Origin of the sequence: Dawidia cretensis (assembly GCF_018598175.1) — a bacterium.
Lineage (GTDB): Bacteria > Bacteroidota > Bacteroidia > Cytophagales > Cyclobacteriaceae > Ohtaekwangia > Ohtaekwangia cretensis.
In genome coordinates this window covers 787,748-802,603 of the sequence record NZ_JAHESE010000001.1, presented here as the reverse complement: position 1 = coordinate 802,603, position 14,856 = coordinate 787,748, and the positions used below count along the sequence as shown (strand labels likewise).

The 14,856-nt window shown below is 51.1% G+C and carries 10 protein-coding genes; 8 read left to right on the top strand and 2 right to left on the bottom strand.

Annotation, left to right across the window (positions count from 1 at the left end; genetic code table 11):
* Positions 1–39: 39 nt before the first annotated feature.
* Positions 40–2,661, bottom strand: a complete 2,622-nt coding sequence (gene cphA / locus KK062_RS03530; RefSeq protein ID WP_254082849.1) for a cyanophycin synthetase — start codon at positions 2,659–2,661, stop codon at positions 40–42.
* 102 nt (positions 2,662–2,763) lie between these two features.
* Between cphA and KK062_RS03525 the strand changes: the two genes are divergently transcribed.
* Both KK062_RS03525 and KK062_RS03520 read left to right on the top strand, forming a co-directional pair.
* Entirely contained in the window at positions 2,764–3,675 is a 912-nt protein-coding gene (locus KK062_RS03525; protein WP_254082848.1) for a cyanophycinase, read from the top strand.
* Positions 3,676–3,680: 5 nt separating this feature from the next.
* Positions 3,681–4,532 carry an isoaspartyl peptidase/L-asparaginase gene (locus KK062_RS03520; protein WP_254082847.1) on the top strand — a complete coding sequence of 284 codons (852 nt, stop codon included), beginning with the start codon at positions 3,681–3,683 and terminating at the stop codon, positions 4,530–4,532.
* A 27-nt stretch (positions 4,533–4,559) separates the two neighbouring features.
* Here the strand turns inward: KK062_RS03520 and KK062_RS03515 are convergent, their stop codons facing one another.
* A complete protein-coding gene (locus tag KK062_RS03515; protein WP_254082846.1) occupies positions 4,560–5,342 on the bottom strand; it encodes a type 1 glutamine amidotransferase family protein in 783 nt (260 codons plus the stop codon).
* Here KK062_RS03515 and KK062_RS03510 point away from each other — a divergent pair.
* The 6 genes from KK062_RS03510 to KK062_RS03485 all read left to right on the top strand — a co-directional run bounded on the left by KK062_RS03510 (position 5,341) and on the right by KK062_RS03485 (position 14,855).
* A complete protein-coding gene (locus tag KK062_RS03510) occupies positions 5,341–5,901 on the top strand; it encodes an RNA polymerase sigma factor (RefSeq protein ID WP_254082845.1) in 561 nt (186 codons plus the stop codon). The genes KK062_RS03515 and KK062_RS03510 overlap by 2 nt on opposite strands.
* A gap of 150 nt (positions 5,902–6,051) precedes the next feature.
* The gene (locus KK062_RS03505; RefSeq protein ID WP_254082844.1) at positions 6,052–6,978 is read left to right on the top strand and encodes a FecR family protein; all 927 of its coding nucleotides are present in this window, start codon (positions 6,052–6,054) and stop codon (positions 6,976–6,978) included.
* Between the two features lie 126 nt (positions 6,979–7,104).
* On the top strand, positions 7,105–10,683 hold the full coding sequence (locus KK062_RS03500; protein WP_254082843.1) for a SusC/RagA family TonB-linked outer membrane protein: 3,579 nt from the start codon (positions 7,105–7,107) through the stop codon (positions 10,681–10,683).
* A 10-nt stretch (positions 10,684–10,693) separates the two neighbouring features.
* On the top strand, positions 10,694–12,265 hold the full coding sequence (locus KK062_RS03495) for a SusD/RagB family nutrient-binding outer membrane lipoprotein (RefSeq protein ID WP_254082842.1): 1,572 nt from the start codon (positions 10,694–10,696) through the stop codon (positions 12,263–12,265).
* Positions 12,266–12,283: 18 nt separating this feature from the next.
* Positions 12,284–13,522: a BACON domain-containing protein gene (locus KK062_RS03490; RefSeq protein ID WP_254082841.1), complete on the top strand. Its 1,239-nt coding sequence runs from the start codon at positions 12,284–12,286 to the stop codon at positions 13,520–13,522.
* 70 nt (positions 13,523–13,592) lie between these two features.
* Complete coding sequence (locus KK062_RS03485) at positions 13,593–14,855, top strand: hypothetical protein (protein WP_254082840.1); 1,263 nt, start codon at positions 13,593–13,595, stop codon at positions 14,853–14,855.
* The last annotated feature ends 1 nt before the right edge of the window (position 14,856 follow it).

The following is a 14,856-nucleotide window of genomic DNA, read 5'->3' as shown; positions in this document are numbered from 1 at the left end:
ACATTATCAACGCTCATGCATTCCATCGCAGTTTACTGTTTACAGGAAGGTTTCAGAGTCTTTATCCAGGTACTCTTGTACAATATCAATAGCGTTTGTAACCACATCGCTTAGTGCTACGATAAACGTGCCGGGCTCAGCAATGGAGATTGCGTGCTTGATGGCCTCGACTTCTTTTGGAATGATCTCATAGGTAACGTTCTTATCAACCGATTTAATCCCCTCCACTACTAACGCGACAATATCCTCTTCGAGTCGTCCACGCAAATGTTTCTCCTGACGTATAATGATGTGATCGAACATCTTCGCCCCAAGCCTTCCGATCTCCACGATGTCCTGATCGCGTCGATCGCCCACACCCGCCATAATCCCAATCTTTTTCGGCGAGTTGATGGTGCTCAAGAACTCATCGATAGCAATGAACCCCGCTGGATTATGCGCAAAGTCTATCATCACCGTAAAGTTCTTGAAGTTGAAAATATTCATCCGCCCTGGGGTGAGCACCGGAGAGGGTATAAACGTCCCGAGCGATAACCTGATGCCTTCGGTTTTAAATCCGTATAGGTAGGCTGCCAGCGATGCTGCCAGGATATTACCGATCATGAATTTCGCTCTTCCACCGAACGTAAGCGGAATGGTGGTGACTTTCTCAATGCGGATCTTCCAGTCACCTTTCTTTATGGTAACATATCCATTCTCATAGATCGCGGCAACTCCCCCGGCTTTACAATGTTCAACAATAACGGGATGCGCTTCATTCATGCTGAAATACGCCACCTTGCAATCCAGGCCTTTCGCGAGGCCGACGCAATTTTCATCTTCCGCGTTCAATACAGCCCAGCCATCTTTTTTGACACTTCGTACCACTACGGACTTTACCATGGCAAGGTCCTCAAGGGTGTTGATATCGCTAATGCCCAGATGGTCTTCGGCGATATTCGTCACGATACCGATGTCACACAGGCTAAAGCCTAGACCTGAACGTAGTATACCGCCACGGGCCGTTTCCAGTACGGCGAATTGAACCGTGGGATCTTTTAAGATAAACTCCGCGCTGAGTGGGCCCGTGGTGTCACCCTTCTCCAACATATGGTTTTGAACATAAATACCGTCGGAGGTCGTGAATCCTACGCGGTACCCTACATTCTTGATAATATGCGCAAGCAGACGCGTGGTCGTTGTCTTACCATTGGTTCCCGTCACAGCAATAATGGGAATTCGTGAGGGCTTTCCGGGAGGATACAGCATGTCAATCACAGGCGCCGCCACGTTGCGGGGCAGGCCCTCAGAAGGAGAAAGGTGCATCCGGAATCCGGGCGCTGCATTTACTTCCAGTACAACGCCACCACTTTCCTTCAATGGCAGCGTGAGGTTTGGCGCCATAATATCAATGCCGCAGACATCAAGCCCAATGACATGAGCAATGCGCTCAGCAACAAAGATATTTTCCGGATGCATCTTGTCGGTGACGTCAATAGACGTACCACCGGTGCTCAGGTTGGCCGTGGACTTTAAGTATACCACCTCATCTTGTGACGGGACCGTGGCTAGCGTGTACTGTTTCAAGGAGAGAAGGTCCAGGGTATCCCGGTCTACAGCAATTTCCGTCAGCACGTTCTCGTGCCCATATCCCCTGCGGGGATCTTTATTTTCGGTATCAATGAGTTCTTGTATCGTGTGCTCGCCATCACCGATGACCCGGGCAGGAACACGCTGTGCTGCCGCCACTACCTGGTTATTGATCACGAGTATCCGGTAATCGTTGCCGGTAATAAATCGCTCTACGATAACCCGCTTTGAATACGTCTGCGCGTGGTGAAGCCCTTCCACCGCCTTCTCCCAGGCATTCACATTAATGGAAGCACCTTTACCGTGATTGCCGTCGAGGGGCTTGATCACAATGGGATAACCGATCTCTTCAATGATTCGTTGAAGGTCTTCCTCCGAAGAACAGATATCTCCCGCAGCTACCGGTATAGCAGCCATCTTCAGAAGCTTTTTTGTTTGCGCTTTGTTTCCAGCAATATCTACAGCAATGTGGCTGGTATTCTGCGTTATGGTAGCCTGGAACCGAACCTGGTTCACACCATACCCAAGTTGTATAAGCGAGTTCGTGCCCAGCCTGATCCAGGGTATCTCGCGCGACGCGGCCTCGCCCACCAGCGATCCCGTGCTCGGACCGAGACGAACATCTTCACGGATCTCGCGCATCTTACGAATGTCAGCACCGGCATCGTATTCGCTGTCTTGAATCAATGCTTCGGCTATGCGCACGGCAGCTTCTGCGGCATACATTCCTACGTTCTCTTCCGCATAGCTGAACACTACATGGTAGATGCCCCGGGTCTTCGTCTCACGCGTTCGCCCGAAACCGGTCTCCATTCCCGCAAGGCTTTGAATCTCCAGGGCGATGTGCTCAATGACGTGCCCCATCCATGTTCCTTTTTCCACGCGGTAAAAAAAGCCACCCGGTCGCCCTTCTGAGCAGCGGTGCTCGTACATGGTCGGAAACATCGCCTCCAGGCGTTTTCCAAATCCATCGATCATGTTGGTCGGGCGATCTTCCAGTTCCTCGATGTCCAGGCGCATCTGGATCAGTTTCTTGCGGTTAACGCTCCATATATTGGGCCCGCGTAAAGCCTGGATCTTCAGTATTTTCATGATGGGAGTGATCCGCTTTCTGCTTCACCCGATAAGGTTAAGCAAAGTAATTAGCGAATTCAAATTGTTTATAGGCCTGAATGGGCTAACATTGAAGGAATTTTGAAACAATCGATCGATATGGTACCGAAGGGTAAACTCATTGTGGTCGGCGGAGCGGTCGATAAGGGCAGTTTTACCGAAGAGCACGACGAAAAGGAGGTTCAGAAGAATTTCAATTTTTTCGAACGCGGCATTCTGCGACGTATCATTACCGAGTCTGCACACAACGATCATTCACGTATTGAGGTAATCACCACGGCCTCGCAGGTACCTGAAGAAGTAGGCCATGAATATGAAAAGGCGTTCCAGTACCTGGGCGCCACCAACCTCGGCATACTCGGTATCAAGACACGCGAAGAAGCAAACGACGAAGCGATCAACGACCGCCTGGCAAAAGCCGACATTGTCATGTTCACCGGTGGAGATCAGCTCCGGCTTACTTCTATTTTAGGAGGTACGGCTTTTCATCGCAATTTGCTGTCGAAGTATCATCATGAGTCGGTTGTTATTGCGGGTACATCTGCGGGAGCCGCAGCATGTTCCAGCAACATGATCTACCAGGGCTCGGCAACGGAAGCCTTGTTGAAAGGAGAGGTAAAGATCACCAGCGGCCTGGGCCTGATCAACCACGTTATTATTGATACCCATTTCGTCCACCGTGGCCGGATCGGCAGATTATTCCAGGCCGTGGTTGGCAACCCCATGGTGCTGGGCATCGGACTGGGCGAAGATACAGGCTTGCTCATTACGGATGGCAAAAAAATGGAAGCAGTGGGGTCTGGGCTGGTAATCCTGGTCGATGGCCGCTTCATCAATGATACCAATCTTACTGAAATTGAATTGGGAGAGCCTATCTCCATCGAGCATCTTGTCGTACATGTTATGGCAAAGGGAAGTTTGTACGACCTGGAAACACACAAGCTCATCGTACATAAAGCGTCAAAAAACGTACTGGCGAAAAAAATATTCTAACCCCGATGAGCCAGGCAAAAATTATACTACATGGCGGCTTTTTCAGCGAAGCAGGAACGACAGATCCTATAAAGAAAGCCAAGCAGGACGCCCTGGCCGATATTATCCGGAAAACATACCTATATGTTCAGGATCATAGCGCGCGTGAAACCGTGGTATATGCTGTCGAATTGCTGGAAGACTGCCACCTTTTTAATGCGGGCACCGGTTCACAAATCCAGCGCGACGGTAAGATCCGCATGAGCGCTTCCCTGATGGATGGTGTTAGTCTGAAATTCTCCGGTGTCATTAACATAGAGGATGTCAAAAATCCCATCCGGGTAGCCGAATGTTTATTACAGGTCGACGACCGGGTTCTGGGCGGTGAAGGCGCCACCCGCTTTGCACGCATGCAGGGATTCGAGCACTTCAATACAGAAACAACACAACGCAGACAAGAATACGAAACCAAACTCGCATCCACGGGAGTGGGAACGGTAGGCTGCGTGGTGCTCGACCGCCACGGCAATCTCGCCGCGGCAACATCGACAGGCGGAAAGGGATTTGAGATACCCGGAAGAGTATCTGACTCGGCAACCGTAGCCGGTAATTTTGCCAATGCAGCGTGTGCTGTGTCGTGCACAGGAGTGGGGGAAGATATCGTGAGCGGTGCAGTGGCGATCAAGATCGTAACACGCGTTAGCGACGGTGTATCGCTCCGTCATGCCTGTGAAAGAACCTTCGCCGAGCTAAAACCCTTCGACGGTTTTGCCGGTGCCATTGCGCTTGACAAAGACGGAAATCTGTTTTACATCGACTCACATCCCCGCATGGTCTTCGCTTCATTCGATGGTGAAAAGCTTGTCGTGTTTGAGTAAATCCTACTACCCAAATCCGTTCGTACGTTATCCCTCTTGAGGAAAGAGTTCTGACAGTTCGTAAAAATACTTCGCTTCCCGTGTGGTATACAGATTATACCATGCCGTGAGTGCGGCAGGCTCTACCACATCAAGGCGGGCAAGTATTTCCCGGGCAAATTCAAGGGGCGCAAGTCCACTGGCCGTTATTAAATCGCCATCGCGCACAGCAGGTTCCATAACATAATTATCACCGCCGGAATATCCTTGTAACTGTTTCAGGTAACCCGGATCATTGCTGGTGTGACGATATTCATCCAAAATCCCCTCGTTGGCAAGGGCGCCTGTAGCGCCGCATATCGCCGCTACAGGAATTCCTGATTCAAGAAATTGCCGGGTGAGCGACAGGACCGGCCGGTGTTTGGGGTCATCCCACAGATCGGCACCAATAAGCATCAACAACGCTGCGTTCTTCAGGCTCACTTCCGTCACGCTGATGTCGGGTTTGATCTTTATGCCGCCCATGGTAGTGATGGGCTCCTTGCCGGCGCCCACTGTCTGGACGATGAATTTTTGCGCACCTTTCCTGAACATACGGCCGCTGTTGATTTCAGCAAGGGCATATCCCGGCTCCCAGTCTGAAAGGGTGTCGAGAACATACAGGTAAATTGTCTTTTCTTTCATCTGAAGAAAGAGCAAAAAATTATGCCAAATCTGTGCCCACAACCGTTTGCCCAAAACATCACCATAACTTAATACTCCCCACCCACCTACAAAAACCTGCCTTTGTATTATTGCGGAACCGCCTGCCCCAAGTCGGTTCTGCTGCATGTCACATTCAAACAACGAAACAAAGGAAGCCGAATTCAGGGAGCTGTATGTGCAGCACCGGCACCTGCTGTTTTCGTATGTGTATAACATCATCTCCGATCACGCACGGGCCGAAGACATCACCCAGGACATTTTTATCAATGTATGGGACCGGTTTAATGAGCTCGATATCCGGGAGCCCCGGGCCTACCTCATGCAGGCCGCACGGTTTCAGTGTGCCCGGTATTTCAAACGCAATAAATTCACCCACGTGCAGCTTGACACCGTGGTAGACATCATCAACCGGCACGAGCTCGATCTCTCGCGGGAAGAAACCGAAGAGCTGATCAAACAGATTACCACTAAAGCAGATTCGTTACTGCCAGAAAAATGCAGGCAAGTGTTCGAGCTGCGATTTTATCACCAGCTCACCAACAAAGAGATCGCCGAAAAGCTCGGCCTGTCAGTCAGTACGGTCGAGAACCAGGTCAACAAAGCACTCAAGCTCCTTCGCTTCTCCCTTAGCCAGCAAGCAGGTGTTGTATTAGTAGCCGCCACCATCGGGCTGAGTGTACAGTAGTGCCGTTGTGTTAATTTAATATTCTCTGTCCTTCATCACCTTATGTTTAATAGCCTGTCACTATTACCGAATTGTTAAATGAACAAAAGCGCGTAGGTGCTGCGTCCCGGGATAGTACTATGTATCTGAAAACGACGCATAGTATTTTCGATGGAAGAGAAGATCAGAGATTTATTTAACAAGTACGTTGAGGGAACAGCTTCTGCCAAAGAACGGCAGGTTGTAGAAGATTTTTTTGAAAAGATGCAGGAAGGTGGCGTTACACCCGAACGCGCGGCACACGACCGGCTTCTGCTGAACAGACTCGACGAAAAAGTATTTAAAAGAACCATTTACCGCCGGCGTTTTCAGCGAAGAGCCATGCTGGTGGCGGCGGCATCGCTGCTGGTACTTCTTTCGGCTGTTATTCCGCTAATCCTCCGCTTTCAGGAAACGACGATCACCGTTCTCGCACAGCAGGGCGAACGCACGCGCGTGGTGCTTCCTGATTCCAGCGTTGCATACCTCAATTCCGGCAGTGCCATTTCCTATTCCAGCCGCATGCGCGGAAGTGAGCGGACAATAACACTCTCGGGAGAAGCCTACTTTGAAGTAAAGCATGATCCGTCAAAGCCTTTTATAGTTGAGAGCAGCACGTTAAAGACCCATGTGCTGGGTACCCGTTTCGTTGTATCAGATTATCCTGGCGAAGAAGCATCTGTCGTGGTGCGGTCCGGAAAAGTAGGCGTGGCAGGAGCCGACAACAGGCCGCTCGCCATTCTGGAAACGGACCAACGGGTTTACTATAAAAATGGTATACCGCTGGTAGAGCCCGTAGAGGCAAAAGACTACTATAGCTGGAAAGACGGCAATATCGTTTTTGAAGCGGCCAACCTGAAGCAGGTCATCCATACGCTCAACCGGAGGTTTAACGTCAACATCGTACTGACCTCAAGCTTCGACGAAAAATGCACGATTACCGGAAGTTATCCCGACCGGCATATTGAAGATGTTTTGAAAAGCCTTCAGTTCCTCTATGGAATTGAATATTCCTTTGAAGGAACCGGAGAGATATGTCTAAAAGCTAACCCCTGTTAAAACCCCACGCGCCTATGCAATAAGAACCATTACACAAAAAAGCCCGAGATCAAGGCCAGTCGATTTCGGGCAGTCAAATTGAATTTTAAGGATCAATTATTAACTGTTTTAAAGGTATTGTAATAAATGCAATTATCAATTATTCAATCTAAAAAAGGTTGGGTATGGCTACTCCTTTGTCTCTGCTGTACCATATCGAATCTACATGCCCAGGACCGCACGGTTAACACCAGCCTGAAGGTAACAAACGCAACGCTCCCCGAAATCCTGAAAAAGATCGACGACCAGACCTCGTACGCTGTCGCCTATTCAAAGGATATTTCTCAACTGGAAAAAACCGTTACGCTGGATATTTCAAACAAGTCTATGACCGAGATCATGGCCACGTTGCAAGCACATTTTCCGATCGATTTCAATCTGACGAACGGTGTGATCTCGGTGAAAAAAAAACCCGCGGAAAAACCAAGCGATAAACCCATTCGGGGAAAAGTAACGAACGAGCTGGGAGAGCCGATGGTGGGTGTTAACATCGTGTTGAAGGGTACAACGATCGGAACAATCTCGGATGCGAACGGAGAATATAGCATTGCCGGAGTTCCCGACGATGGCATTTTGACTTTCTCCTTTATCGGGATGTTACTGGAAGAAGTAGCGGTCGGAAGCCAAAGCCAGGTGAACGTCGTAATGAAGGAAGATGCCGCGATGATGGATGAAGTGGTTGTGACCGCGCTGAATCTGACACGCGAGCAGAAATCGCTGGGCTACTCTGTCACAAAAGTGGAAGGCGAGGACCTTACAAAGTCTGTTTCCGGCAACTGGCTGACGAACATGTCCGGCAAGGTAGCCGGGCTCATCTATCAGCAGGCCGGTACCGGCCCCAGCGGATCGATCCGGGTAACATTGCGCGGCGACCGCTCGCTGAACTATGGTAACAACGAGGCGTTGTTTGTGGTCGACGGTGTGCCCATCTCGTCAGGTATGACGGCCACCCGCAGCGTGAGTAACTATGCACAGGAAGATGCGCCAGTAGATTTTGGTAACGGAGCAAGTGATATCAACCCGCAGGACATCGAAAACATTACAGTATTGAAAGGCCCCGCAGCCGCCGCGCTGTACGGTTCGCGCGCTGCCAATGGCGCCATTATCATCACCACCAAATCGGGTAAGAAAACAAAAGGTATTGGTGTTACAATCAACTCTTCCGTTACGTTCGAAAAGGCCGGATACTTTCCCGACTTCCAGAAGGAATACGGCAACGGCATAGACCTGGGCCTAAATGAATATTCGCTGTGGGAAATCACTCCCGGTATGGCATCCGACGGCGTGGCGCAACCACGAAGCTACTCGCGCTACACGTTTGGTGAAAAGTTCGATGCCAACAAAACACGGTACCTATACGCCTCCAAAGACTGGAACACCGACACCTATACCAAACTGCCTTGGGTATATCAAGACGATTGGTACACCGGCCTGTTTCAAACGGGTGTTACAACCAACAATACCATCACCATCGACGGAAACAACGGCCAGGGTACCTCCACACGTTTTTCTGTAACCAACTACAACAACGACTGGATCCTCCCCAACACCGGCTTTAAAAAACAAACCGTATCGCTCACGGTCAATACCCCGGTAACGGAAAAGATAAAGCTCGCCGCCAAGCTGAACTATTATCACAAACAAAGCGACAACATGCCCAGCGGCGGATATGATGAAAGCAGTCCGATGTACTCACTCGTGTGGGGATTCAACGTAAACAGCATCAATGACTGGAAGAATGAATATTTCAGTGGACGTTATAACTACGCCAACTGGTCGGCGGGGGGAACCGATGGTAAAGGCCTGGTATATCCCAGCACAGCAGGCTACAACCCGTACCGCACACTGTACGAAGCCCTGAGCTCGGAAGACCGCGACCGGGTATTCGGAAACATCAGTGTCACCGCCGACCTGGCGAAAAATCTTTCGTTTATGCTCCGCTCGGGATTGGATTGGTCAAACAACTTCCGCACACAGCGCAGACCGTTCTATACCACCGACTATACTAATGGTTTCTATCGCGAGCAAACCATACGCGAGATGGAGAACAACAACGACTTCATGCTGCGTTACCAGAACGAAGACGTAGCCGACGGGCAACTGGGCCTGTCCGTGATGGTGGGTGGCAACAACCGTATTTACGAAAACTTCAACAGCAAGATCACGCTCAGCCAGCTGGGCGAAGAGGACATATACCATACGACAAACCTGCCGACGGGTATAAATCCCGATCCGTATAACTACCGTATCAAGAAAATCGTCAACAGCTTTTATGGCATGGCGTCGCTTAGCTGGAATGATACCTACTACGTCGATATCACAGGCCGCAACGACTGGTCGAGTACACTGGCTCCTTCCAACTGGTCCTATTTCTATCCGTCGGTCGCTGTTAGCGTCCTGTTGGATGAAGTGCTGGACCTTCACACGCGCACAACTTGGGTGGACATGTTAAAACTGCGGACGTCGTGGGCCAATGTCGGAAACGACACGCAGGCCTATTCGCGCGATCAGTACTATAATGCGACATCCTATCCAGGAGGATATACGCTGCCGGGTGTGATCCCCGATCCGTTGATCAAGCCCGAGAAGACCGCCAGTTGGGAAGTCGGCCTGGAAGGTAAACTCTTCCACCGCATGTCGTTCGACCTGGCGCTGTACTCGGCGTCCACCAAAAACCAGATCGTGCCGGTAGCTGTCGACCAGGTCACAGGTGCTACCTCCATGCGGATAAACGCTGGCGAGATCACCAACAGAGGCGTTGAGGTAGCCATTTCGCTCACGCCCGTAAAGACCAAAGACTTCACCTGGTCATTTGACGTGAACTGGGCCAGGAACATCAACAAGCTGGTAAAATTGCAAGATGGCTGGGATCCCACCCAACCCCTGCAGACCGACAATGGAACAACGATCGGCAGCCGCACCTTTGTGTATTCGTATGTAGGTGAAGAAATGCACGTGCTCTACGGACGCGGTTTCAAAAGAGCCCCGGAAGGCGCTTCTTATCTCGACGAGAACGGCAACAAGGTGGATGCATCCGGCATGCACATCGTCAATGCCGACGGATATCCTGTACTCGACGAGGCGCCCGATCGCCGCATCGGCAAAGTAAATCCCAACTGGCGTGCGGGCACGGTACAACGGTTACAGTACAAGAACTTCTCCCTGGCCGCGACATTCTCCGCGCAATACGGCGGACACTCGTATTCGGTTACGAACTTCTCGCTGTCGTACCAGGGTAAGCTTGCCAACTCGCTAGCCGGTCGTAACGACGGCTTGGTACACGAAGGTGTAAATGCCGTGACCAACGAAGACGGATCAATTACTTATACTAAGAATACTACCGTGACCGGCAACATCCAGACCTACTACAGCAGCTATATATGGACCCGCGACAATACTGAAATGAACACATTCAGCACGGACTTCATCAAACTGCGCGAGCTGCGCCTCGATTACCAGATCCCTTCGAAAATCCTGGCCAAGACACACTTCCTCCAAAGGGCTTCCGTGGGCATGTATGCCACCAACGTGTTTTGCATTACGAAGTTTCCACAGTTTGATCCGGAAACGGGTCTGCTGAACGGATCGGATATCTACTCAGGCATCGAATCCATGGCATTCCCCATGACACGCACCTATGGTTTCAATGTTCAGGTTTCATTCTAAACGAACAGGTATGAAGACATTCAACAGAATATTTATAACAGGGATGATGGCCGTTGCCATGCTCTCCTGTACCTCTGAATTTGAAGAGACAGATAAAAACCCAAACCTCACCACGGTCGGGGGTGTACGTGCAAGCGGTATGTTCGAGCCATTGCTGTACGGCAGCGCCAACGCCTGGTTGGATCAAACCTGGTTCTGGAACAACGAGCTTATTCAGTTCACCGCATTTACCGGTGGCCTAACACGCCAGGAGCATCGCTATTCCATTGCCGATGGCAACTGGCAAGGTGTATGGAATCTGTACGCCAGCTACGCCAACAATGCCGTGCATATGTATGACCTGAGCGTTGAGCAGGAAGATCGGGCGCTTCAGGCCGTTGCGCTGACACTAAAGGTATTGTATATGTCGAACCTGTCGGACATGTATGGTGATATACCCTATGCCGAAGCCTTCACGGCCCGCAAACCGGACGGAACCACGACGCCCGCATTCGACTCGCAGATGAATGCATACCAGGCTATGTTTGCCGACCTGGAAGCGGCCAACGAGCTCTACGCATCGCAGCCGGTATTTCTAAAGCCCGCGCTTGACGGTATGTATGGCGGCTCGATGGAAGCCTGGCGTAAATTCAACAACTCCCTCTACTTGCGGTTGCTCTGCCGCGTAAGCGGACGCACGGAAATGCAAGTCGGAACGAAGATGACCGAAATCCTAAACACACCGGCATCCTACCCGATCTTCACGTCGAACGCAGACAATGCCATGGTCAGGTTTACGGGAAGTGACCCGTACCTCAACAAGTTTGCACTGACCAGTCAAGGGGAGTTTACCAGCTCGGGACGCAAGCTTACGCAGCAGCTCGTCGGTATGACTGTTGTTACAGACGGTGGCGGCACGCAGGTATACCAGGATCCACGCCTTCCGATCATTGGCAGAAAGAATCCGGACGCCGTGACGAACCCTTCCAATATCTGGATCGGCACCGTATCGGGTTGTACCGCCGAAGAGCAAAGCACCGTCGACAGAGGAACATCCTGGCTGAACGCCGCCGTATTCTGCCGTGCCGACGCACCGGCCTGGTTTATGGACTACGCGGAAGTGCAGTTCATTCTGGCCGAAGCAGCCTTGAAAGGGTATATCTCCGGCGGTGAAACAGCGGCAAGCGAGTACTATGCAGAAGCGATAACCGCCTCGTTGGAAAAGTGGGCGACCCAGGGCCAATTCAGCATCACACCCGTGACCATTTCTGAAAGTGACATCACCACCTTCCTCGATTCTGAGTTGGCCTCGTGGGACAATGCTGCCAATAAGCAAGAGCTAGTCGCCAACCAGAAATTCCTGGCGCTCTTTTGGACGGGCATGGAAGCCTATCATGAATACCGTCGCACCGGGTACCCCGAGCTGACGATCGGAAATGGCACGGTGTTCAACGACTATACACTTCCCACGCGCTTTGCATTTCCCAACACCACCATGGCTACTAACGAAAAGCATGCGCGCGAAGCCCTCGAAAGAATGGGCGGAGATAATACCATGAAGACTCCTGTATGGTGGAGTAAACAAGCTATTGAAGCGAACTAACGCATAAACATGCATACCATGAAAAGCACTATAACTTTCAGATCCGGATATCTCACCGCCATGCTGTTGATGATGGTATCTATCCTTTCGCTGCTCTTCGTTTCTTGCAGCGATGACGACGAAGAATTTTCAGGTAATCCCTATTTCTCCATTGAAGACGGTCCTACCGGACTTACGGCAGGTGTTGAAGGCTCGACCGTGAGCTATGTTGTACGCTCTAACCGGCCGTGGCAGATCGTAGCACAGGAGGATAACGGTTGGGTACGCGCTTTTCCTTCCGAAGGAAGCGAAGACGGAACCTTTAAATTCATTGTGAACGAGAATGAAACATTCGATGCCCGCACGATGAACTTTTCCTTTATCGTAAACGGAGCGGAGCAACCAGTGCTCTTCCGCGTGGAGCAGGCGGCCAATGTACCCTACATAAACCTCCCGGGCGCACAAACCGGCGCCGAGGTTCTGGCAGCAGGCGGCGATGTTACAATCGACGTAGACGCCAATGTGGCCTGGACCTACGAACTCGACGACGATGCTACGTGGTTAACACAATTGGAATTGTCCGCTACAAAGATCAGGCTGCGGGCGGAAAAGAACAGTGGCGCCGACCGCTCAGCAACGGTAACCATACAGTCCACCGAGCACCCGGAGCTCGACAAGACGATTGTCATCACGCAGCTGCCGGGCAATATCATTCTGCGGGAAGACTTCAGCTGGCTGGCGTATGGCAACGAAAAACCTTACAATACCACCGGCGAGACGCGCTTCGATACGTGGACGCAGGACGAAATAAACCATGGATGGTACAGCACCCCGGTAGCAGCTTCAAGCAATCAACCGCTCCTCTACGCCCGCCAGGGTTTTGTGAAGCTGGGTAAAACCGGCTTTGGCGGCGATCTTATTTCGCCCAGGCTCAACATTGAAGGCACGGCAAATATTCGCGTAACGTTCAAGGCAGCCGCATACATCTCCGCCGGCGGAGCGATAGACGATAAGCTTCTGAAGATATCCGCTCTGGGTGCGGGTACGACAAGTATCTCACAACTTACAATAGAAAACGTACCAAATTCGGAAGCGCAGGACAACGCGGGCGTAGTAAACAATATCTGGGCTGCCGAAAGAGCCTATAGCTTTACCGTTACAGGGGCCACGTCCGATACCCAGATAAAGTTCCTCGGCGGCGACTATAATCTCACCGGTGTAGGACAGGGCAAGAACCGCATCTTTATCGATGACATCAACATCGAAATTATCGAGTAACCTCAGTAGCTACGACTCCACAAGTCGTGGCTACTTTTTTTAAAACATTCCTATAAATTAATAAGCAGTCATGAGAAATAGATCATTGGCAGTATGCCTGTTGTCAGGTATACTCCTGGCAGGCTGTGCCGACCTGGGTGTAAAACCCACTACAGAAAGCACTATACCTTATACGCTCAGCACATCGGATATTGGAACGCTGGCAACCGGCGCCACTGCCATTACCGTTGACCCTTATGTAAACACCAGCAGTTATATCAGCAGCGGATTTCTATTTCTGAACCCCACCCAGGTAAATAAGAACCGCGAGGCCGTCGGCGGAAGCTCTTACACCGAGGTATATGGCTTTAATGTCCCGGAAGAGAACCGGGCGAGAGGCATCCGTTGGAATGACGACGATGAGACCACGAAGATCTGGATACCACAAGGAATCACGGGATTTAAGAAGAATGGCATACGCTACCTGCTCGTGACCTGGTATGGCACCGATGGTGCAGAATACAAGGGATCGCGCATTACCCTGATGGACATCAGCCCGAGCTCCAGCACATACCTGATGTACCGTCATATTCTACTGGTGCAGCACACTGTACCGGCATCGGTGTCCGATTATACACAATACGGAACGTATGCGCCGCTGAACATACACGCCGGCGGCGTGGCATATGTCAACGACAAACTGTACGTGGCCAGTACAAACCTCGGCATCCGTGTATTCGACCTCAACAAGATTATAGAAGTGGCGACCGGCGATGAAACTACAAACCGTTGTGGCAAAGCCTCCGACGGAACGCTCTATGCATTTAACTACCGGTACATTCTGCCACAAGTAGGGTACTATGATATCAACGGTGGGGCCGATCCGTTCTCCACTATACAGATCAATGCGGAAGGAACCGAGCTATGGACCGCGCAATACTCCGCCGGAAGTGCAGCAGCCTCTATCGTTCCAAAGATTTACGGCTTCCCGATAAACGCCAGCGGCACGGTGCTTAATTCCGGGATCAAGTACGTTGTTCCAAAAAACTCACTTTTTGACGGCAACCACGCCCACGGCATGCAGGGAATTTTCAGAAAGGGTTCGAAAACATGGTTGTCGTGTACGGGATCGCCGTCGGAGTCATACGGCTCCAAAGCGCGACTGGCGCGATACTCCGACGGCGACGACAACACCGTACGGTATCGATGGCCTTATGGCGCCGAAGCGTTATACTATGAAGCCGAGTTGGACTACCTGTGGAGTCTGACTGAGCATGCCCCCAACAGTGGAGCGGACAACGGCAGCCAGGTAAACAGATGCATATTCGCCGTCATCTTCTCGAATTATGAATAAG